Source organism: Geomonas terrae (genome assembly GCF_004791675.1).
GTDB classification, from domain to species: domain Bacteria; phylum Desulfobacterota; class Desulfuromonadia; order Geobacterales; family Geobacteraceae; genus Geomonas; species Geomonas edaphica.
On the sequence record NZ_SRSC01000005.1, the window covers coordinates 33,705 to 54,851 of the forward strand.

Sequence of the window (21,147 nt, forward strand, 5' to 3'; positions counted from 1 at the left end):
CTATCGCGCCGGCTTTGCTGCCGGGGCGCGTTACGGTTGCGGGTGTTCCCCGGAAAAAAGAGATGAGAAGCCCAGGAGCTCGATCATCTCGCGGATCTCGGTGCCTGCGCCGTCCGCGCTGGCACCGATGCCCAGGCGCCTCAACTGCTCCAGAAAGAGGGCGAGAAGCTGGCAGCCGCAGGCGTCGATCCCGGTCACCTGCGCCAGATCGACGCGCACCCCCGCCGCGGAGGGGGGCGTCCCGGTCAGGGCAGCGCAGCGCTCGGCGAGGAGCGCGTGCAGGTCGGTGACCCGCTCCATGGTGCAGTTGCCGTCCAGTGTGATGTTTACGTCATTAACAAAACCTTTTTTTGCCATGATCGTTAGGCCCCATAAGGTGTTTTCCCTATTCAGCACGGGAATTTCCGCAACAAACAACCAGTGTTATATCATCAGCTGCTTATCGGCAGGCGTGCCCGGCACTTTAATTTATCTTTGGGGTCGGGAATCCTCATTAGAAGAACCCGGGCGCGCTGGAGTAAGGGAGGAGGTGAGCCGGGGAGGCGTGTGGTGCATTTGGTAGGCTTGGTGCGCTGGTGCGTGTCAGGCAGGGGAAGTCAGGGGCGGAGGGCCTCTTGCCGGCGCTGGGCCGGCAAGAGGGGGAGAAGTTACTTCCTGGAGGACTTCACGTACCCCAGTGCCAGTTGGACCGAAATGATGAGCAGGACAAACGTGTTGAAATCGATCTTCATGCGCCTCACCTCCTTCAGGGGGGGATTGGGTTCCGGTTTCGCGCACCGTGCGCTTACTTGAACACCTTTGCTATCTGCACCATAGCCGGCCCGAGGACGACAACCAGTAGCGCCGGGAAAATGGCGAAGACCAGCGGGAAGATGAGCTTTACCGTTGTCTTCGCCGCCTCCTCCTCCGCCATCTGACGCCGCCTGGTTCTCAGGTCGTCGGAAAAGGTGCGCAGCGCCTGGCCGAGCCCGGTGCCGAACCTCTCGGTCTGGGCGAGCATGGTGGCGAAGGACCTCAAGTCATCCACCATGGTCCGCAGCGCCATGTCCTTGAGAGCCTCCATGCGGGGTTTCCCGGCGCGGGTTTCCATGTTCACCTGCCGGATCTCAGTGGTGAGCGGGTTTTTGCCGAACTGCGGGGTCTCCGAGGCCCTGAGCAGCGCCGCGTCCATGCTGAGCCCCGCCTCAACGCAAAGGGTGACCAGGTCGAGCAGGTCGGGGAGGGCGTGGAATATCGCCTCCTGGCGGCGTTTGACCCTTCGCTTCAGCCACAAGCTGGGCAGGAGGTATCCACAAACGGTCAATGCGGAGGTGATGAGCAGGATGTCGGCGCTGAAATAGTCATGGCCTGGGGCGGCAGCCAGGAGCAAGTAGGGAAGTGGCAGTAATACGGCGAGCAGCAGCTTGCTACCGATGAAGGCGTGCAGGGTGTCCCTTCGCAGTCCGGCAGCAACCAGCGCCTTGCGGTAACGGGAGTTCTCCTCCTTTGGGAGCTTCACCCGTTCCCCGATGCGGCTCAGTTTCCCGGCCCAGGCGCCCGATGTGGACTCCCTGGCGGCTCCCGCCTTATTCCCCGCCGGGAGAAAAGCGGAGAGACGCTGGGCGACGGTGCTACGCCGGGTAAGGACGCCGTACAGGGCGGCGCACAGAAAAAGCGCGGTGCAGAACACGGTGAAGGAGATGAGGTAGAGCATGGCGCACCTCTAGATGCGGATGTTGATGATCTTCCTGATGACGGCAAGTCCGACGAGCTGCAGCAGCGCCGCGAGCACCAGGATGACCAGACCGGTCGGCTCTTTCAAAAGCGCGGACTCGTACTCGGGACTGGTGCTGTTGAAGACCAGGAAGGCGATCAGGGGGAGGGCTCCCAGTACGTAGCCCGACATCCTCCCCTGTGCGGTGTAGACCCTTACCTGACGTCTGATCTTCAGCCGCTCCCGTATGGTGCCGGCGAGTTTGTCCAGAAGCTCGGCGAGGTTGCCGCCGATCTCGGCGTTTATGGTCACCATGGTGGTGAAGAACCTGAGGTCGAGGCTTTCCACCCGTTCGTTCATCGCGGTGAGGGCATCAACCATCCTAAGCCCTAGCTGCTGTTGCTCGTGCGCCGTCCTGAAGAGGGGGCCGACCGGAGGGGGGATTTCCTCGGCCACGAGCTGCACCGCGACGGCTAGGGAGTGCCCGGCGCGTAGCGAGCGGGCGATCATGGTGAGCGCGTCGGGTAAAAGCTCGGTGAAGCGTTCGCGCCGGTGCGAGATCCTCAAGCGAAGCGCGATCTCCATGGTGCCGATGACGGCCGCTGCCGCCGCCGCTGCGGGTGCCGCCTGTCCGGTCACGAGCGCCGTTGCCGCTCCCGCGACGACCACGGTCAGGGCACTTGCCGCAAGTACCGAAGCGGGCGGGATTGACATCCCCGCAAGCTCGAGCCTTTTGACGATGCTGCGCGCGAGTGGCGTACCGGTCACGAGGGCTCCGGCACGGCGGGCCTGCTCGGCAAGGCGTGCCTGCAGTTCCGGAGGGAGCTCCCGGTCCGTCCCAGCCAGTTGCTGCAGCCGCCTTTTCAGCTCGGTGCGCGGCGAGGCGCTTCTCTGCAGGAGGTAGAGGCAGGCGGCGCCGAAGGCGAAGAGGGCGGTGAGGAAAACGAAGGTGACGATGGGGATGAGCATGGCCGTCTCCTGGGCTAGAACATGGCCTGTGGGAGCTCTATGCCGAAAAGCCGGAACCGTTCGGCGAAGAGGGGACGGACGCCGGTGGTGACGAACTCCCCGACGACCCTTCCCTCACGGTCGATCCCCTGCTGCTGGAAGACCATCACGTCGTGCATTACGATGGTGTTCCCCTCCATCCCGGTGATCTCCGAGAGCTTCACCACCTTGCGGGTGCCGTCGGAGAAGCGCACGAGCTGCAGCACGAGGTTCAGGGCCGAGGCGAGCTGCTCTTTTACGGCCCGCTCGGGAAGCTCGACGCCGGACATGAGCACCATGGTTTCCAGCCGGGAGAGGGCGTCCCGGGTCGTGTTCGAGTGGACGGTGGAGAGGGAGCCGTCGTGCCCGGTGTTCATCGCCTGCAAAAGGTCGAGCGCCTCGGCGCCGCGCACCTCGCCGATGATGATCCGGTCCGGCCGCATCCTGAGGGCGTTGCGCAAAAGGTCGCGCGAGGTCACCTCGCCCCGTCCCTCGAGGTTCGGCAGCCTCGTCTCCAGGCGCACCACGTGTTCCTGCTTGAGCTTCAGTTCGGCCGAGTCCTCGATGGTCACCACGCGCTCGCCTTCCGGGATGAAGGCGGAGAGGACGTTCAAAAGGGTGGTCTTCCCGGTCCCGGTCCCGCCCGAGACGAGGATGTTGAGGCGCGTCTGCACCGCCGCCTCGAGAAGCTGCGCCATGCGCTCGTCGACCGTTTCCAGCTGCACCAGGTCTTTCATGGTGAGGGGGTCGCGGCCGAAGCGGCGGATGGAGAGGACCGGTCCGTCCAGGGCGAGCGGGGGGATGATGACGTTCACCCGGGAGCCGTCGGGAAGCCTCGCGTCGACGTAGGGGGAGGATTCGTCGATGCGCCTTCCCACCTTTGAGACGATGCGCTCGATGATCTGCATCAGGTGCGCGTTGTCCCGGAAGCGCACCGGTGTCCGGAAGAGCCTTCCCTCCCGCTCGATGTAGACGCTGGAGCTGTTGTTGACGAGGATGTCGGAGATCCTGTCGTCGGCGAGCAGGGGCTCGAGCGGCCCGAGTCCGAAGGTCTCGTGCTGGATCTCCCGGACCAGCCGGTCCCGCTCCTTCTGGTTCAGGGGGATCCCCTCCCCGGTGATGAGGGTCTCGATGATGCCGCGGATCTGCTCCGTCATCTCGCAGCTTCTCATCAGGTCCATCTTGGCGAGGTCGATGGTGTCGATCAGGCGCCGATGGATGCGGGTCTTCATCTCCTTCAACTGATCGTCTTCCGCCATGACGGCGTCTTCGCCTGCCTTGCCAAGCGGCTCGTCCAGCAGCATAGCTACCCCCTTTCGGCGCCCTGGCCGCGTCCCGGCGCTAGAGCCCGGCGCCCTAGCGCCTGACGCGCTCGGCTAGCCCCTTTATCGCCCTGCTGACCGGAGACTTGGGCAGCAGCTTGATGACCGGGATCCCCTTGTTTATCGAGGCGACCACGTCGCCGTACTCGTTCGGGATGGCCTGGAACACCGGGATGCCCAGCACCTTTTCCGCGTCTTTGAGCTGGATGTCCGCCCTGGGAAGGTACCGGTTGATGACGAGCTTCACCCGGTCGCTTCCCAGCCCCCTCGCCTCCATGGCGGCTATGTAGCGCTTCGTGTGTTTGAGGGCGGGGAGGCTCAGGGTCGTGGTGAAGAGGATGAGGTTCGCGTTGGAAAGGATGGAGGTGTTGCAGCCGGCCAAAAGCCCCACTGCATCGACCACGACGTAGGAGAAGATCCCGCGCAATAGTTCCAGCACGCGCTGCACCTGCTCGGGTGTGATGGAGACCGCCTCGTCCACCTCCAGCGGCTCGGTGAGGATGTAGGGACCGGAGCTGTGGCGCGTCATCACCCCCATGAGGAACTCGGCGTCGAGGCGCTCCATGTTGCTCGTGACGCTGCTAAGTGTGTAGGCGGGATTCACGTTCAAGAAGGTGCTGACGTCGCCGGCCTCCAGGTTCAGGTCCACCATGGCGACCTTGGCGCCGTCCTCGGCTAGCGCCGCGGCGAGGTTGACCGCGATGGTGGTGGTCCCCATGCCGCCGATCGGGTTGTAGACGACGATGATCTCCCCTGCCGGGGTCGCCTGGGGGGCGACCGGAAAAAGCAGGCGCCCTACCTTCCGCATGGACTGGTCCAGTTCCTCGGGTGCTATGGGGCGCAACAGGTATTCCACCGCGCCGGCGCGCATGAGCGCCATGAACCCCTCGACGCTCTTCTCGGCCGAACAGGCGATGACCGATGCCCTGGGGAACCGCGCGGTGATGGCGCGGATGTCCCGGATCCCCTTCTCGACCGTCCCGACCCCGAGGAACACGACGTTGGGGACCCCCTTGGAAAGCGAGGTCTCCCTCGTGGCATGCTCCACGGTTCCCGCGACGGTGATCGCGTCGGCGTACATCTTCAGGGAAGACTGGAGCGCCTCTCGGGCCGCGCTGTCCTCGTCGATGATGGCAATGGAAAACTCGGCAGTCATCTTGAGCCCCTTCACCGGACCTTCCCCGGTGTCACCTGTCCGCAACCGGCCACCGCCGCTAGCGTGTCTTAGGTATCCAGTCGAACTCCCGTTTTTCTTCCGGTTTCACCCGGTCCGTGGGGAGCACGGTGGCCTCCCCCGGAGGCGTAGGTCGCACGATCTTAGGCGTGATGAAGAATACGAGGTCCTTTTCTCTCATCTCCTTGTCCGTGGCCCTGAACAGTGCGCCGAGGATCGGGATGTCCCCAAGGAGCGGAATCTTAGACATGTTCCTCACCTGTTCTTCCTGAAGCAGCCCCGCGAGGACCAGGCTCTCCCCCTCGCGCAGTTCGACGCTGGTGCGCACGTCACGCGTGTCGATGATGGGGTAGCCGTTCACGGCGAGCGTCCCGGCGATGCTGCTCACCTCGGCCGGGTCGATCTTCAGGTTGATGAGACCGCTCGGCAGCACCTCGGGTTTGAACCTCAGTTTCACCCCGACCGTTTCGAAGACGATGGAGGTGGTGGCGGTCCCGCCGGTACTCACCACCACGTTGTACGGGATCTTGCTCCCTGCCAGAAAATCCCCTTCCTGTCCGCTCTTCACCAGGAGGTTCGGCTCGGCGAGGATCTTCGCGAGCCCCTTGCTGCTGAGCGCCTGCAGCACCGCCCCGATCCCGGCCGGGAAGTAGGAGACCCCGACTGTGAACGGGTCCAGAGGGTCGAACGAGGTGAGTGCCGGGACCGAGCCGGCTATCCCCTTGAGCCCCGCGGAGGAGCTCGTGCTGCTTGGCGCCGCGATGAGGTTCAGGAACCCCTCGGCGCTGGTCCCTTTTACCATGGCACTGATGCCCAGCTGCTTGAGCGAGGTGCGATCCACCTGCGCCACCTTGACCTGTAGCAGCACCTGCGCGGGGGGCTCGACGGTGATGTGGTTCAGCACCTTCGGTGCGTACGCCTTCGCGATCTCCTCCGCCCTTTTCAGGGTAGTTTCGCTTGCGACGCTCCCGGAGAGGACCAGGGTGTCCTGGGCAAACTGCACGTTGATGTCGTCGTCGGGCGCCCACTCCTCAAGGAGCGACTCGATCCCTTCCCGGTCCCCGACCACGCTCACGTCGAAGAAGATGGGCTTGTCGCTGTTTTGCTCCCACACGACCAGGTTGGTATTGCCGATCTTCCTGCCGTTGATGAGGATCTGGTTGCGTCGCGGGGGATCCGGGACGTCGATGATGTCGCGGTCGGTGATGGTGATATAGGTCGCCGGCTTCTTCAGCGTCAGCACAACCCCCTTGTTGACGATCACCGTGGTCGGGACCCCGGCCGAGGCCGCTTGGGGGGGAAGCGCCGCCATCAGGAGTGTCACGGCAAACGCAAGGCTTTTAAGGGCGCGGAGAAACGTCATGGGTCACCTCGTCCGATGCGGAAGCGGTCGTTTTATCGGCACTTTTACTCGGGGTATTGTCGTGAAGATTTTTCGGATCCCCTGACGATTACCAGGGTGTAGGAGGCCTCCGGCGTCGGCTTTGCCTCCCGTTTCGGGCGCGCCAAGGGGGCGCGGTTTGCCACCGGTTGCGGCGTGCGGGCGGCCTGCACCCCGAGAAGCCTGGATACGGTGATCCCACGGGAGGCAACAGGGGCGCTGTCCGAGATGTTTCGCAGCAGCAGTTGCAGTGACCCCTTGCTCGCAGAAAGCACCAGCTTTTCGGATTCCTCCGGCGTTAGGTCGAGGGTGACGGTCGGCACCACCACGGGCTTTCCCCCCTTCTGGTCGGTGATCTGGCCGGTGGCGAGCACGGGGGCATTCTCGAGGACGATTCTGCTGATGCTGTCTCTTTCGTTTTCCGGCAGAGGCATGGTCACGACGACGTCCACCCGGTCGCTCGGGGTGAGAAACCCCGCGACCCCCGCTACTTCATTCACCGCGACGGTGACGGCACGGTGCCCCTGTGGCACCACGTAGGTCATGAAACCGCTGCCGGGGGCGCCGGAGCGGGGCTTTAGTTTCGCCTCGGTGACGGCGTCGCCGCCGTTGATCGGGCGAACCGCCACCCGGTTCACCAGTGGCTCCGGCTCCCGGCTGCTTCCGGGGGGGATGCTGTCTTTGGGCCAGCTCGTTACCTTAAGCTGCGCCTCCTTGATTGTGGACCCGACCGGGATGTCCGTCGCGGCGACGACGATCCTTTGCGGTTGGACCGCCTTGAAGGTAGCCATTTCCTTTTGCAGATAGGTGTAGGAGAGCCAGGCCGCGGCCACGGCGAACAGCAAAGCGAATACCGAGACCACTGCGACAGTGCTGGGGCGGGTCATACGTTTCCTCCTCGTTCACGTGCGCCGGCAGCCACATGCGGGGTGCTGGATCAGGGGGGAGGCGCCCTTAAGAAGGCGATGCCAGGGGCCACCTGCGGCGGGGTGCGCGCGCAGGTGGCCCCACGGGAGCCGTTTCAGCGGGCACTCAGGTTGGTGTTGACGTCCGTGAACACGGTGCTGGTCGTTCTGCCGAGGGTTCTCACCGCAACCATCACTACGATCGCGATGAGCACCAGTATCAGAGCGTACTCGACCAACCCCTGCCCACTGATGCTTTTGAACAGACACTTCATCTTGCTTGATACTTTCGCTTTTACAGACATGTTGACCTCCCTTTTCGTGGCTGCTGTTGGAGTATCTACCACCCGGACTTCAGTACAACATCGCGGTGATGTTGTTTGCACAACTGATTTGATTGGATGTGGTACCGGTGATGATTCCCAGCCGTCCTGATTCAAAGAATTGTTTCAACTCAGGATATGTGTGGTCATGCGGGTTGTTAGTGATCAGGACTCGTAACAATCATTAAATTCTATTTGAAATTAAAAAACTTTAAAATACTACGACGGCGGAACGATTGTGCAAGCGATTTTTTTAGGGCCCCGAGGAATTCCGGGTGGCCTCTCCCCGGTAATTGAGGATGGCCCTTTTTTGCCTTCCGGCCGGCTTGAAATTGGAAGCCTCTAACCTATACTGGTGCCTGTTTTGTCCGGAAGGTGCCGGCAACCGCGGCGCGCAAGGAGCTTTCTTATGCGGAACGATAAAAGGGGGCAGGCTTTGGTGGAGCTCGCGCTGGTGGTTGTGATCGTTTCCCTGCTGGGGTTCGCGGTCATCGATCTGGGGTGGATTTTTTACGCAAACCTCACCATGCAGCACGCGGTAAGAGAGGGGGCGCGGCTCGCCGTTACCGGCTCCAGCGATGGGGCACCCTCGCGCAGGGCGGCTCTCATCGCCAAGATAAGGGAACAGTCAATGGGGCTCTACGACCGCAACCTCCATAACCCGAAGGACCCGAAGGTGAGCGTGCTTCCCCGTGATGTCCTGGCCTTTGCCAACTACACCGGTGCCCCGGTCGAAGATGGGGGAGACCCCGGTGAGCCGAACCGGCTCATCATGGTAAGCCTCACCTATACCTGTCCGCTGCTGACGCCGGTCCTCAGGCCGGTCTTCGGCCCTACCTACACCTTCACCGCCAGATCAACCATGAGAAACGAGGACTTCCCCCTTAAGGAGGGGAAATAATGAGGCCCGAGGGGAGCCGGAACCGGGCGCGTGGGCAGGCCTGCGTCGAGTTCGCCCTGCTGCTGCTCGTTTTCGGGCTGGTGCTGCTGGCGATCTACGATTTCTCCTGCGCCATCCGCGCCAACACCGTGATATCCAACGTGAGCCGCGAGGGAGCCAACCTCGCTGCCCGTCCCGCTCCGGGGACGCAACCGGATCTGCAGGGGATCATGGATCTCCTGGCGGCCACCGCCCAGCCGCTGGACATGGCGCAAAGGGGGATGATGTACATCACCGAAGTGCAGGGGGACACCATCCAGGCGCAGGAGGCGTGGAATAAAGGGGCCCTGAGGGTCGACAGCAGGATTGGAACCTACACGCCGGGTGGGGCGCACCCAAAGGCGTTGGACCTGGACGCGCTGAAGCTGGAGAGCGGGGAGAGGGCTTTCGTCGTGGAGGTTTTCTACGCATACCGGAGCCTTTTTTCCGGAAGCATGGTGACGCTGGACAAGCAGTTCTACTCGAGGACCGTCTTCTGACGGTACGGAGGGGACATGAAAGAGCCTGCAGGCAGGGAGAAGGGGCAGGTGCTCGTCGCGTTCGTCCTCACCGCGACGTTTCTCCTGGCGATGATCGGGCTGGCCATAGACGTCGGCATGGCCTACCTGGTGAAGACGAAATTGAGAGCGGCGGTCGACGCCGCAGCGCTCGCCGCCGGGAAGGTGGCCCCCCAGGGGGAGGTGACTGCGGGTGCGGAAGCCGCCAGGTTCTTTGCCGTCAACTACCCTGATGGCCTCTTGGGTGCACAGGTTGCCGCTCCGACCACCGTCGTCACGGAAGAGGACCAATCCTGGAACGTAACGGTAAGCGCCACTGCGCTGCTCCCCTCATACTTTGCGAGGGCGGTGGGGACGAGGCAATTCGTAGTCAGCGCGAGTGCAACTACGACGCTTTCCCCCGTGGACCTGGTGCTCGTGCTGGCAACCCCGGAACGACCGGGCGACCAGGCGCTGGAGGCGGCAAAAACCGCGGCAGGCAGGTTTCTGGGAAACTTCAACCCGGAGTCGGACCGCGTCGGCTTGATCCGTTTTGCAAACGGCGTCGAAGCGCGGGACGAGTTCAGGATCAGGGAAAAACGCGGTTTCGACCTGAGAAGGATGCAGGATTATCTCGCCGGCCCGGAAGCGCGGGAGCCGGGGTACGCCGCGGTGGAGGAGGCGCTCCGGGTTGCCAAGGCGCAACTGGACTCCTTGCCGAAGCCCAGGCAATCGAAGCGGCGCATCATCGTCATCTTTGCCGCCAGCGCGCCCAACGGCATGGCCGCCCGCTTCGAAACCGGCACAGGGGAGGCTGTCGGAGCCCTTTCCTCGCAGGACGGCGGCCTCTACCCGCTCTACCAACGGGACGAGGTGAGCTCGCCGCTGCGGCGCTCGGCCCTGTCCCTAAACACGCTACCAGAGATGGACTGGAGCGGGACCGTGCCCGTTAAAAGCTTCAACGCAGCGCGGGAGCTTCTCACCGTGGCGAACAGCTTCGATGAGCAGAAGTGCAACGTCGACCGCGCGGCGCGCAACATGGCCGAGAACGTGGCCGACGCGGCGCGCGGCGAATCGGGTTTGCAGGGGTACCCGATCACCATCCACGTCATCGGGCGCGGCTCCAAGCTCAGCGAGATCGAGGCTGCCTGCCCGTCGTACGGCAACAACGAAAAGGGGGAGAACATCATGAGGCGGCTGGCGAACGTGAACGGGGTGGATACCTACAACGCGAACCAGCCAAGCGGCACATACTTTTCGGCGGAGCCGGAAGAGTTCGACGCGGCCTTTCGCAAGGTCGCCACTTCGGTGCTGCGCCTGTCAAGGTGAGATCATCACCCATCTGGGGGTGCACGTTGAAGAAATCGGGAACGGAAGGAGAATTGACCGGCCACGCGAGACTGCTCAGGTCGATCGCGCTCTTCTCGCACCTGGACGAGGGGGAGTTCGACGAGGTGCAGCGCAGGATCCTCGAGAAGAAGTTCCACAAAAACCAGATCGTCCTTCTCGAAGAGGACACCGCCAACTTCATGTATGTCGTCTTCAGCGGCAAGGTCCGCGTGGTCCACCTCGGGGGAGAGGGGACGGAGCGCATCCTTGCCGTGCACAAGCGCGGCGACGTCTTCGGGGAGATGGCGCTCCTCGACGCGAAGACCGCCCCGGCCACGGTGATCGCCATGGAGGACACTGAGATAGGGCTCATCTCCAAGGAGACCTTCGACACCTTCTTCCTCGGCAACGACAAGGTACTGCTCCAGTTGGTCGCGATGCTTTGTCAGCGCCTGCGCGAGGCGCAGCTGGTACTGAAGGCGATCACCCTGCCGGATGCGGAGCAGAGGCTGCGCTCCATACTGAACCACCTGAGCCTGCTGCACGGCGTGCCGGACTCCCGCGGCGTGGTGATCGCCCTTCGACTCACCCACAAAGAGCTGGCGGGTTACACGTCGGTATCCAGGGAGACCGTGACGAGGCTTTTGCAGCGGCTGACGCAGGAGGGGGATCTTGAGATGTTGCAGAACCGGACCATCCTGCTGAAGCCCGGGTTCAAGCGCAAGATGCAGTTCCTGTAGCCCAGCGACGGGCGCCTTGACATGGTGAAGCGCCTCACTATACTTGCACGGTTGGAAAAAATTAATGATACTGGCCGGGCGCTGTCATTGAAACTGCACCGGCTGTATCTGGTTCTTTCGGAGCTGCACATGGACGGTCAATGGACAAAAAAACTTTCCTGGTGGCGCATGCTGTGCGAGCGCAGCGCAGGTAGTACAGACCACTTCGGTCACGGCTTTCATGCCGTTGAGAGCTTCCGCCAAAAACTCAGCCAGGAACGAAAACGCGCTGAAAGAGCGGGTAAGCCGCTTCTTGTCATGGTGGTGACTGCCGGAGGCGGCTTTGAAGATGCCCCCGCCGCTTTCCTTGGCCGGCTGGCCAAGGAGCTTCCCGGCTGCCTGAGGGATACCGACATCTGCGGGGCACTGGAGGGGAGGGCGGCTGGCGCGATCCTGATCGAGGTGGCCGCGGACAAGGTGAAAGAGGCGGAGCGGTGCGTCGGCAACAAGGTGACCGGGATGCTGCGTAGCTGCTTCGGCGAGGAAGCGGCGAGTCGCATGGTGGTCACCTTCAGGCTTTACCCCGAATCCGGGGGGGACAGCGCCGCCTTCGACCTGCTCTTTTTCCCGGAGGTAAACGCCACCACGGCCAAGACGCCCGGGGCGCTCGCCAAGCGGGCCCTCGACTTGGTCGGAAGCCTCACGGCGTTACTGCTGCTGAGCCCTATCTTTCTCCTGGCCCCCCTCGCCATCAGGCTCGGTTCGGAGGGGCCTGTCTTCTTCGTCCAGGAGCGCTATGGGCTGAACGGTGTCCGGTTCAAGCTGTTGAAGTTCAGAAGCATGCACGTGAACCGGGACGACGCCATCCACCGGGAGTTCGTGAAGGAACTGATCGAGGGGAGGATCGATGCTGGCGAGGACACCGTGTACAAGATCACTAGCGATCCCCGCGTAACCGGCGTCGGCAGGTTTCTGAGGGCGTACAGCCTGGACGAACTGCCGCAGCTTTTCAACGTGCTGAAGGGGGAGATGTCCCTGGTAGGGCCGCGGCCGCCGATCCACTACGAGGTCGAGAACTATCGCGGCTGGCAGCGCAACCGCCTGATCGGGAAAAAACCCGGCATCACCGGCGCCTGGCAGGTAAGCGGCAGAAGCTCGACGAACTTCGACGAGATGGTGCGGCTCGACCTTCGGTATCTAAGGAACTGGAGCGTGCTGCTGGATTTGAAGATCCTCCTCATGACCCCCATGGCCGTACTGAGGTGCAGGGGGGCTTACTAGCGCTTCAACATTCAGGGTGGGAGCTATGATCAACGTCGGCATAGTAGGATTCGGCTATTGGGGGCCCAACGTCGCACGGAACTTCAACACGACCCCGGGCGCCAGGGTCGTCGCCATAAGCGATGCGGACGAGAAGTCCCTGCAGCGGGCCGCCGCAAGCTATCCCGGAGTCCGGACTGAGCGCGAATGCGACAGGCTTCTTAGCGCCAAGGATATCGACGTCGTGGCGGTCGTTACACCCGTTTCGTCACACTTCGAGATCGCCCGCAAGGCGCTCGCGAACGGAAAGCACATCTTCATCGAAAAACCGTTCACGGCCTCGGTAGCCGAGGCGGAAAAGCTCATCGAGCTCGCCGAGCGCAGAAACCTGAAGATCATGGTGGATCACACCTTTCTCTTCACCGGCGCGGTGAAAAAGATCAAGGAGTTGATAGACGACGGCATCCTCGGGGACCTCTACTACTTCGATTCGATAAGGGTGAACCTCGGGCTCTTCCAGAAGGACGTGAACGTGGTGTGGGATCTTGCCCCGCATGACCTTTCCATCATGGACCATCTCCTGCGCATGGATCCCGTCGCGGTGACCGCCACCGGCATCGCCCACTTCAGAAACGACCTCGAGGACGTAGCCTACATCACCATCTACTTCCCCGGCAACGTCATCGCGCACCTGAACGTGAACTGGCTGTCGCCGGTAAAGATCAGGACGACCTTGATCGGCGGTCAGAAGAAGATGCTGGTCTGGAACGACCTGGTGAGCGACGAGAAGATACGTGTTTACGACAAAGGGGTGGACGGCCTTGACAGCCTTAACCTGGAGTCCAAGGAGAAGGCGTATGGGCTGCGGCTGAGCTACCGCAGCGGCGACATGTGGGCCCCGCGCGTTACCCAGGTCGAGGCGCTGCAGGGCGAAACATCCTATTTCATAGATTGCATAAACAACAACGTCACCCCGAAAAACGACGGCCACGCCGGGTTGCGGGTGGTCCGCATCCTCGAGGCGATCAAGAAGTCGTTGGCCGGCGGTGGCGTGCTCGTGCGGCTGAACTGACGGGAAGGAGTCGGCGCCCGCACCCTGGAAAGGAGAACGCTATGGTGGAAAACTTCGCGGCAGTGGCACCTGACGTAAAGCTCGGGCAGAACGTGAAACTTGGGAAGTTCATCAACCTCTACGGCTGCACCATCGGTGACAACTCGAAGATCGGCGCCTTCGTGGAGATCCAGAAGAACGCAGAGATCGGCAAGAACTGCAAGATATCGAGCCACAGCTTCATATGTGAAGGGGTGGAGATCGAGGAGAACGTCTTCATCGGCCACAATGTGACCTTCATCAACGACCTCTATCCCAAGGCCACCACAGCTTCGGGGGAACTGCAACTGGAATCGGACTGGAGCGTGGTCAAAACCGTGATCAGGAAAAACGCCTCCATAGGTTCCAGCTCAACAATCCTGTGCGGCGTAACGGTGGGCGAAAATGCCATCGTCGGCGCCGGCAGCGTCGTGACGAAGAACGTGGAGCCTTACAGCATAGTTGCCGGAAATCCGGCCCGGGTGTTGCGGTACATCCCGAAGGAGAACTCAGATGAAAGTGCCCTTTCTCAATCTCAAAGCCCAGTATGACGCCATAGCGGATGAGGTGCAGCAGTCGATAGGCGAGGTCATGGCCAACTGCGCCTTCTCCGGAGGCCCCTACGTCGAGAAGTTCGAGGAGGAGTTCGCCGCCTTCTGCGGGAGCAGGTACGCGGCGGGGGTGGGTAGCGGCACAGAGGCACTTTGGCTTGTGCTGCTAGGCCTCGGCATCGGAGCGGGGGACGAGGTCATCACGGTCCCGAACAGCTTCATAGCTACGGCGGAAGCGATCACGCTGTGCGGCGCGACCCCTGTTTTCGTCGACATCGACCAGAAAAGCTACACCATGGATCCGGCCCTACTGGAGAATGCCATCACCACGAGGACCAAGGCCGTCATCCCGGTGCACCTCTACGGCCAGACCGCTGACATGGACCCGATCCTAGCCATCGCCGACAGGCACGGCCTCGCGGTCATCGAGGATGCCTGCCAGGCCCACGGCGCCGAGTACAAGGGGCGGCGCGCGGGCTCCTTGGGGCATGCCGCCTGCTTCAGCTTCTACCCCGGCAAGAACCTCGGCGCCTACGGCGAGGCCGGTGGGGTGGTCACCGCCGACGAACAGCTCGCGCGCCGGATCAGGATGCTGCGCGACCACGGCCAGTCGCGCAAGTACTACCACAACGTGATCGGGATGAACGGCCGCATGGACGGCATCCAGGGCGCGGTGCTGAGCGTCAAGCTGAAGTACCTGGAAGGGTGGAACGCCAGGCGCCGGGACCACGCCCAGTGGTACCGCAAGAACCTTTCGGGGATCACGGCGGTAAAAACGCCGCAGGAGATGGATTACGCCCGTCACGTCTATCACGTCTTTGCCGTTAGGACCTCGAACCGGGAACAGATGAAAGAAGCGCTCCACGCAAGCGGCATAGAGTGCGGCGTGCACTACCCGGTTCCCATCCACCTGCAGGAGGCTTACAGCGCAAGCGGAAAGGCTCCGGGGAGCTTTCCCTTTGCCGAGTGCTGTGCCGCTGAACTGCTGTCGCTGCCCATGTTCCCTGAGCTGACGGAACACCAGATTCAATACATCTGCCAGGAAGTAAGGCGGATCAGTGATGCACCTTAACGATCTCCACGTTATCGATCCCCGCAGTGATGATGCATATGACACATGGGTCGGCAGCCGTCGGGCGAGCACCGTGTTCCACTGTTCCGCGTGGGCGCGGCTGCTCACCGATTCCTACCGCTTTCGTCCCGCCTACCTGCTTTTGAACAATGCATGGGAGGTTGCCGCGTGTCTTCCCTTGATGGAGGTGGACAGCCTCATCACGGGAAGACGCGGCGTCTCCCTCTGTTTTTCCGATTCCTGCGGCGCGGTGGTCGACGGGCAGGAGGAGTTCCAGGCGCTTTTGCAGGCGGCATTGGCCCACGGCAGAAAGCGGAAGTGGCGCTATCTCGAGTTCAGGGGGGAGCGCTTCCTGGAGGGTGAGATGGCAAGCCGCTGCTTCGTGAATCATACCCTTGCCCTTTGCCGGGATACCGACGAGATGTTCGCGAGGGTGAGAAAGAGCACGGCGAGGGGGATCAGGAAGGCGCTTAAGGAAGGGGTGCGTGTCCAGTTCCATCTGGACCTTGCAGGCGCTCTGACCTACTACAAGCTGCACTGCCTGACCAGGAAACGTCAGGGGGTCCCCCCACAGCCCAGGAGCTACTTCGTGAACCTGCATCGGCATCTGATCGGCAGAGGGCTCGGGTTCGCCGCCCTCGCCTATCATGCAGGGACCGCCGTCGCCGGGGCCATCTGCCTTCACTATGGAAGTAACGCCATCTACAAGTACGGTGCCTCGGACGAGAGGTACCAGGGGCTGCGCGCCAACAACCTGCTTTTCTGGGAGATGATCACCAGATGTGCGCAAAAAGGCTTCGACAACCTGAGCCTTGGCCGGACCGATCCGGACAACAGCGGCCTGATTCACTTCAAGGACGGCTGGGGCGGGGTCAGGAGCGAACTCAGGTACCACCGCTATGATTTCCGCAAGGGGGGCTTTTGCGGGCCGGACGCCGAGGGGTGGAACTACAGCGCACTCTTGAAGAAGCTGCCGGGGGGGATGCTGAGGGCCCTTGGAGAGCTCGGTTACCGGCACATGGGATGATGCTTCCCCGCGCGGCGTTGATGTGCTCCCCTCCCCGGTAAGAAGATCAGTGCAGGACAAACGGGAAAAGTGAAGGGGCAGTGGTCGTGACCGCTGCCCCTTCTATGTTGCGCCGCTATTCCCGTCCTGTTTCACGCACCGCATGCTGCGCCGTCAGGCTTTCACCGACGGTACGCCCGAGATTCCGTGCCAAAAAACGCATTGCTTCAAGAGGCTTCATTGGTATAGTTTCATGGTTTTGCGCCGCCCGGAGGGCGTGGGTGGCTTGGGAGGAACCAAGTGTGCGGGATTGCAGGCATCGTTAATCTGAAAGAAGCCGAAGCCCCAAGCCTGGAGCAGGTGGTGGCGATGATCTCGCCGCTGCGCCACCGGGGACCGGACGAGTCCGGGGTGTACCTCGACACCCGCGCTGGGCTCGGGCACCTACGCCTCAGCATCATCGGCATCGACGGCGGAACGCAGCCGATCTGCAACGAGACCGGCACGCTCTGGATCGTCTACAACGGTGAGGCCTACAACTACCTTGAGCTGAAGGAGGACCTCCTCGCCCGTGGGCACCGCTTCACCACCCGCACCGACACAGAGGTCCTGCTGCACCTTTACGAAGAGTACGGCCCCGCCTGCCTCGACAGGGTCAATGGCCAGTTCGCCTTCGCCATCTGGGATGCCGTAAAGGGGGAACTTTTCCTTGCCCGGGACCGCGTAGGCGTCCGGCCGCTCTACTACACCTTTACCCCCGACGGCCGGCTCCTCTTCGCCTCTGAGATCAAGGCGATCCTAGCCGTCGCCGGCAGGCGCGAGCTCGACGCGCAGGCGCTCAGCCAGCTCTTTGTCTTCTGGAGCGCGCTACCGGGGCGGACCTTCTTCCAGGGGGTCGAGGCGCTCCCCCCGGGGCACTACCTGCGTGTCGCCGGCAGGCGCTCCGCCCCCGTTTCCTACTGGCGCATCCCCCACTTTTGCGAGCAGAAGATCCCCCCGGGGGAGCTTGCCGAGGCTGCGGACTCCTTCGCCGCGCTCCTTGACGACGCGGTCCGTCTGAGGCTGCGTGCCGACGTCCCGGTGGGCGCCTATCTCTCCGGCGGGCTCGACTCCTCCATCATCGCCGCCCTCATCGCACGCCACTGCAAGAGCCGTCTTAAGACCTTCTCGCTTGGCTTCGCCGACCCCGCCTTCGACGAGAGCTCCGCGCAGGACGAGATGGTGACCCGTCTGGGGACGGACCACCGGCGTGTCCTCGTCGAAGACGCGCAGATCCGGACGCTTCTGCCCGAGACGGTCTGGCACTGCGAACAGCCGACCCTGCGCACTTCTCCGGTCCCGATGTACCTCCTTTCCCGCCTGGTCCGCGAGGAGGGGTACAAGGTGGTCCTCTCCGGAGAGGGGGCGGACGAGATGCTCGGGGGGTACAACATCTTCAAAGAGGCGAAGATCAGGCAGTGGTGGGGACGCCTTCCCGGCTCGTCGCTGCGCCCGCGCCTTCTCGAGCGGCTCTACCCTTACGTGTTCCGCGACCCCTCCCGCGGGCGCCAGTTCCTGCGGGAGTTCTTCGCCGTCGACCCGAGGCAGTTGGACGATCCCTTCTTCTCGCACGCGGTGCGCTGGGGGGGAGGTGCGAGAAACCTCACGTTCATGTCGAAAGGGGCCCGCGAGCAGCTCGAGGGGTACGATCCGCGTGAGGAACTTGTACACCTGCTCCCGGATGGGTTCGCCGGGCGCGACTTTTTCAGCCGCGCCCAAGTCCTCGAGATCGAACTCTTCCTCGCGGGCTTTCTCCTCTCCGCGCAGGGAGACCGCGTCGCCATGGCCCACTCGGTGGAGATGCGCCACCCGTTTCTCGACTACCGGGTGATCGAGTCCGCCTTCAGGCTCCCTCCGCACTGGAAGATGCGAGGGCTCGCCGAGAAGTACTTCCTGAAAAGGGCCTGCCGCGATCTTTTGCCCGAGAGGATCCTGAAAAGGGCGAAGCAGCCCTACCGTGCGCCGGTCCGCTCCCTTTTCACACTGGCCGCGGCGGATTACGTGGAAGAGCTCCTGAGCACGGCGAGCCTTAAGGCAAGCGGCTACTTCGATCCGGAGCGGGTTGGGCGCCTTTTTCGCAAGGTGCTCTCCGTCCCGGCCGGTGAATTCGACAACATGGCCCTCATGGGGATCGTCACCACCGAAATACTGCACCGCCAGTTCGTCGCTGCCTCCTCCTGGAAAGGGGTGCCCGTCGTGCGTCCGGACCTGGTATGCACCCCCTTGGGGCGGAAGAAGTGGGGGCGCCCCCGCGGGTGAGGCCTAATTTTTTAAAGGAGAAACCATGAACGGTTGCGTGCACCATTTCCTGGAGAACAGCGCGTCGCTCCGCCCGGACAAGGTGGCCCTCGTCCACGACGGCGAGCGGGTCACCTACCGTCGGCTCGATCGTGCCGCGTCACGCCTGGCCGCCTTCCTGGTGGAGCGCGGCGTGCTGCCGGGAGACCGCATCGTTCTGCTCCTGGGCAACGGCGTCCAGTACGTGGCGAGCTACTACGGCATCCTGAAGGCGGGAGCGGTTGCGGTACCGCTGAACCTTCAGACCGGCCCCGAAGCGCTCGCGCGTCTTTGCGAAGAACTGCAGCCCGCAGGCATCATCATGGAGCGTGAGGGAACCCTGCTGCGCACCCCGCCCCAATTTCTCCCCTCGGTCCGTTTCGTTCTCTTCGCCGACGCGGCGGCCCCGGCGGGGGAAGGGGGCGCCTGGGGGTGGGATCAGGCCCTGAAGGGGGAGGGACTCCCGCCGGAAGGCCGCCAGGTCGCCGATACCTCCCTTGCCAGCATCATCTACACCTCCGGCTCCACGGGGGCCCCGAAGGGGGTGATGCTCTCCCACGCGAACATCGTGAGCAACACCCGCTCCATCGTCGAATACCTGCACCTCACCGAGGACGACGTCCAGATGGTGGTGCTCCCCTTCTTCTACGTCATGGGAAAATCGCTCCTCAACACGCACGTGGCCGTCGGGGGGACGGTGGTGATCAACAACAACTTCGCCTACAGCGCCTCGGTGCTGCGGCAGATGGCCGAGGAGGGGGTAACCGGCTTTTCCGGCGTCCCCTCCACCTACGCCTACCTTCTGCACCGCTCGCCGCTCGCCTCCTTCCGGGAGCGGCTCCCGGCCCTGCGCTACTGCACCCAGGCGGGAGGGCACATGGCGCGCGAGATCAAGGAGCGGCTCATGCAGGTCCTGCCGGCGCACACGAAGCTCTTCGTCATGTACGGGGCGACTGAGGCCGCGGCGCGCCTCACCTACGTCGAGCCGGAGCGGCTCGCCGAGAAGATCGGCTCCATCGGAAAAGCGATCCCCGGGGTGACTGTTCGCGTGCTCGGCCCGTCCGGCGAGGAGCTTCCCGAGGGGGAAAGCGGCGAATTGGTCGCCTCGGGCCCCAACATCATGCTCGGGTATTGGGGGGACGTGGAAGGAACGGCGCGCGTCCTGGACCGAAACGGCTACCACACCGGGGACATGGGTTACCGCGACGGCGACGGCTACCTCTACGTGACCGGCAGGAAGGACCACCTGCTCAAGGTGGGTGGGCACCGCGTCGACCCGCAGGAGATCGAGGAGGTGCTCATGTCGAGCGGACTTTTGCTGGAGACGGCGGTGCTCGGTGTGGACGACGCCCTTTTGGGGACGAGGCTTGTGGCACTTGCCGCGCCGCTTGAAGGGGCCGCCGACCACCTAGCGCTTTTAGCCCATTGCCGCGCAAAACTCCCGAGACACAAGATACCGGCGGAGATAAGGCTCGTCTCCCTGCTCCCCAAACACCCAAGCGGCAAGGTGGACCGGGCATCCTGCCTGGTCATCTGCGGCGCGGCCCCATCGACCACCAGCTAGGTCCCCTTAGGGACCGGACAGGAAGGTGCCTATGACGACAGCGACGTTTTCACCCGAGGTGCTCCGCCTCGACCCGGAAGGGGAGGCGGAACGGATCTGTGCCAGGATCAGGGAACTGATGCGCAGGGAGGTCAAGCGGGGAGGGATGGTGGTGGCCCTTTCCGGTGGGATCGACAGCAGCGTGACCGCGGCGCTTGCGGTCCGGGCGCTCGGTGCAAGGCGCGTGGTGGGGCTCGAGATGCCCGAGCGCCACTCCGCCCCGGAGACCCTCGCGTTGAGCGGGAAGCTCGCGGCTACCTTCGGGATAACGACCTGCGTGGAGGACATCTCGGGGATACTGCACGCCGTCGGCTGCTACGAGAAGTACGACCAGGCGGTGCGCCAGGTGGTGCCGGACTACGGGCCGGGATGGAGCTCGAAGATCGTCATCTCCGCGGTCACCGACAAGCCGCGCTTCACCACCTTCTTCCTCGTCACGCAGGACGAGAAAGGGGAGCAGCGCACGGTGCGCCTCCCCCTGGAGCCCTACCTGCAGATCGTCGCCGCCACAAACTTCAAGCAGCGCGTGAGGAAGATGCTCGAGTACTACCACGCCGACCGGTTGAACTTCGCCGTCGCCGGCACGCCGAACCGGCTCGAGTACGACCAGGGCTTCTTCGTGAAGCTAGGGGACGGCGCCGCCGACCTTAAACCGATCGCGCACCTTTACAAGTCCCAGGTGTACCAGATGGCCGAGTACTTGGGCGTCCCCGAGGAGATCCGCCGGAGAGCGCCGACCACCGACACCTATTCGCTTGCCCAGGGGCAGGACGAATTCTACTTCTCGCTCCCCTACCAGGAGATGGACCTCTGCCTCTGGGGGAAAAACCACGGCGTTGCGGCCGAAACCGTCGCACCCGTCCTAGGGCTCACCCCGGGCCAGGTGCGCATGGTCTACGAGGATATCGAAACCAAGAGAAGGACCACCCGTTACCTGCACCTGCCGCCGCTGTTGATGGAGGAGGTGGGGTGGCTGTGACCCGAAGGGGTAAAGGAGGCG

Annotated in this window: 20 protein-coding genes; 12 read left to right on the forward strand and 8 right to left on the reverse strand. The window is 63.2% G+C overall.

Features of this window, described 5'->3' with window-relative positions; translation table 11 throughout:
- Positions 1–30: 30 nt before the first annotated feature.
- The 8 genes from E4633_RS18320 to E4633_RS18355 form a co-directional block, all read right to left on the reverse strand.
- A complete protein-coding gene (locus E4633_RS18320) occupies positions 31–357 on the reverse strand; it encodes an STAS domain-containing protein (RefSeq protein WP_135872451.1) in 327 nt (108 codons plus the stop codon).
- A gap of 427 nt (positions 358–784) precedes the next feature.
- Positions 785–1,693 (reverse strand): type II secretion system F family protein, encoded by a 909-nt coding sequence (locus tag E4633_RS18325; protein ID WP_135872453.1) that lies wholly within the window; start codon positions 1,691–1,693, stop codon positions 785–787.
- 9 nt (positions 1,694–1,702) lie between these two features.
- Positions 1,703–2,662 (reverse strand): type II secretion system F family protein, encoded by a 960-nt coding sequence (locus tag E4633_RS18330; RefSeq protein ID WP_135872455.1) that lies wholly within the window; start codon positions 2,660–2,662, stop codon positions 1,703–1,705.
- 14 nt (positions 2,663–2,676) lie between these two features.
- Entirely contained in the window at positions 2,677–3,984 is a 1,308-nt protein-coding gene (locus tag E4633_RS18335; protein WP_135872457.1) for a CpaF family protein, read from the reverse strand.
- 52 nt (positions 3,985–4,036) lie between these two features.
- Positions 4,037–5,203 (reverse strand): nucleotide-binding protein, encoded by a 1,167-nt coding sequence (locus E4633_RS18340; RefSeq protein WP_246038237.1) that lies wholly within the window; start codon positions 5,201–5,203, stop codon positions 4,037–4,039.
- A 13-nt stretch (positions 5,204–5,216) separates the two neighbouring features.
- Positions 5,217–6,539, reverse strand: coding sequence for a type II and III secretion system protein family protein (locus E4633_RS18345; RefSeq protein ID WP_135872459.1), 1,323 nt, complete (start codon positions 6,537–6,539; stop codon positions 5,217–5,219).
- Positions 6,540–6,583: 44 nt separating this feature from the next.
- Positions 6,584–7,444 carry a Flp pilus assembly protein CpaB gene (gene cpaB, locus E4633_RS18350; RefSeq protein ID WP_135872461.1) on the reverse strand — a complete coding sequence of 287 codons (861 nt, stop codon included), beginning with the start codon at positions 7,442–7,444 and terminating at the stop codon, positions 6,584–6,586.
- 134 nt (positions 7,445–7,578) lie between these two features.
- Positions 7,579–7,767: a Flp family type IVb pilin gene (locus tag E4633_RS18355; protein ID WP_198419477.1), complete on the reverse strand. Its 189-nt coding sequence runs from the start codon at positions 7,765–7,767 to the stop codon at positions 7,579–7,581.
- Positions 7,768–8,194: 427 nt separating this feature from the next.
- Here E4633_RS18355 and E4633_RS18360 point away from each other — a divergent pair, with 427 nt between their 5' ends.
- The 12 genes from E4633_RS18360 to nadE all read left to right on the forward strand — a co-directional run bounded on the left by E4633_RS18360 (position 8,195) and on the right by nadE (position 21,126).
- Complete coding sequence (locus E4633_RS18360) at positions 8,195–8,686, forward strand: TadE/TadG family type IV pilus assembly protein (protein WP_135872464.1); 492 nt, start codon at positions 8,195–8,197, stop codon at positions 8,684–8,686.
- Positions 8,686–9,204: a TadE/TadG family type IV pilus assembly protein gene (locus tag E4633_RS18365; protein ID WP_135872466.1), complete on the forward strand. Its 519-nt coding sequence runs from the start codon at positions 8,686–8,688 to the stop codon at positions 9,202–9,204. Before E4633_RS18360 ends, E4633_RS18365 begins: the two co-directional genes overlap by 1 nt.
- Before the next feature lie 15 nt (positions 9,205–9,219).
- Positions 9,220–10,530, forward strand: coding sequence for a pilus assembly protein TadG-related protein (locus E4633_RS18370; RefSeq protein WP_135872468.1), 1,311 nt, complete (start codon positions 9,220–9,222; stop codon positions 10,528–10,530).
- Between the two features lie 26 nt (positions 10,531–10,556).
- Complete coding sequence (locus E4633_RS18375; protein ID WP_135872470.1) at positions 10,557–11,270, forward strand: Crp/Fnr family transcriptional regulator; 714 nt, start codon at positions 10,557–10,559, stop codon at positions 11,268–11,270.
- A 129-nt stretch (positions 11,271–11,399) separates the two neighbouring features.
- Positions 11,400–12,530 (forward strand): sugar transferase, encoded by a 1,131-nt coding sequence (locus E4633_RS18380; RefSeq protein WP_135872472.1) that lies wholly within the window; start codon positions 11,400–11,402, stop codon positions 12,528–12,530.
- A gap of 25 nt (positions 12,531–12,555) precedes the next feature.
- Positions 12,556–13,581 carry a Gfo/Idh/MocA family protein gene (locus E4633_RS18385; protein WP_135872474.1) on the forward strand — a complete coding sequence of 342 codons (1,026 nt, stop codon included), beginning with the start codon at positions 12,556–12,558 and terminating at the stop codon, positions 13,579–13,581.
- A gap of 41 nt (positions 13,582–13,622) precedes the next feature.
- On the forward strand, positions 13,623–14,150 hold the full coding sequence (locus E4633_RS18390) for an acyltransferase (protein WP_135872476.1): 528 nt from the start codon (positions 13,623–13,625) through the stop codon (positions 14,148–14,150).
- Positions 14,113–15,222 (forward strand): DegT/DnrJ/EryC1/StrS family aminotransferase, encoded by a 1,110-nt coding sequence (locus E4633_RS18395; protein WP_135872478.1) that lies wholly within the window; start codon positions 14,113–14,115, stop codon positions 15,220–15,222. The genes E4633_RS18390 and E4633_RS18395 overlap by 38 nt, the downstream gene beginning before the upstream one ends.
- Entirely contained in the window at positions 15,212–16,249 is a 1,038-nt protein-coding gene (locus E4633_RS18400) for a lipid II:glycine glycyltransferase FemX (protein WP_135872480.1), read from the forward strand. Before E4633_RS18395 ends, E4633_RS18400 begins: the two co-directional genes overlap by 11 nt.
- A gap of 279 nt (positions 16,250–16,528) precedes the next feature.
- Entirely contained in the window at positions 16,529–18,526 is a 1,998-nt protein-coding gene (asnB, locus tag E4633_RS18405) for an asparagine synthase (glutamine-hydrolyzing) (RefSeq protein WP_135872482.1), read from the forward strand.
- A gap of 25 nt (positions 18,527–18,551) precedes the next feature.
- Positions 18,552–20,108 carry a class I adenylate-forming enzyme family protein gene (locus E4633_RS18410; RefSeq protein ID WP_135872484.1) on the forward strand — a complete coding sequence of 519 codons (1,557 nt, stop codon included), beginning with the start codon at positions 18,552–18,554 and terminating at the stop codon, positions 20,106–20,108.
- Between the two features lie 31 nt (positions 20,109–20,139).
- Positions 20,140–21,126: an NAD(+) synthase gene (gene nadE / locus E4633_RS18415; protein ID WP_135872486.1), complete on the forward strand. Its 987-nt coding sequence runs from the start codon at positions 20,140–20,142 to the stop codon at positions 21,124–21,126.
- The last annotated feature ends 21 nt before the right edge of the window (positions 21,127–21,147 follow it).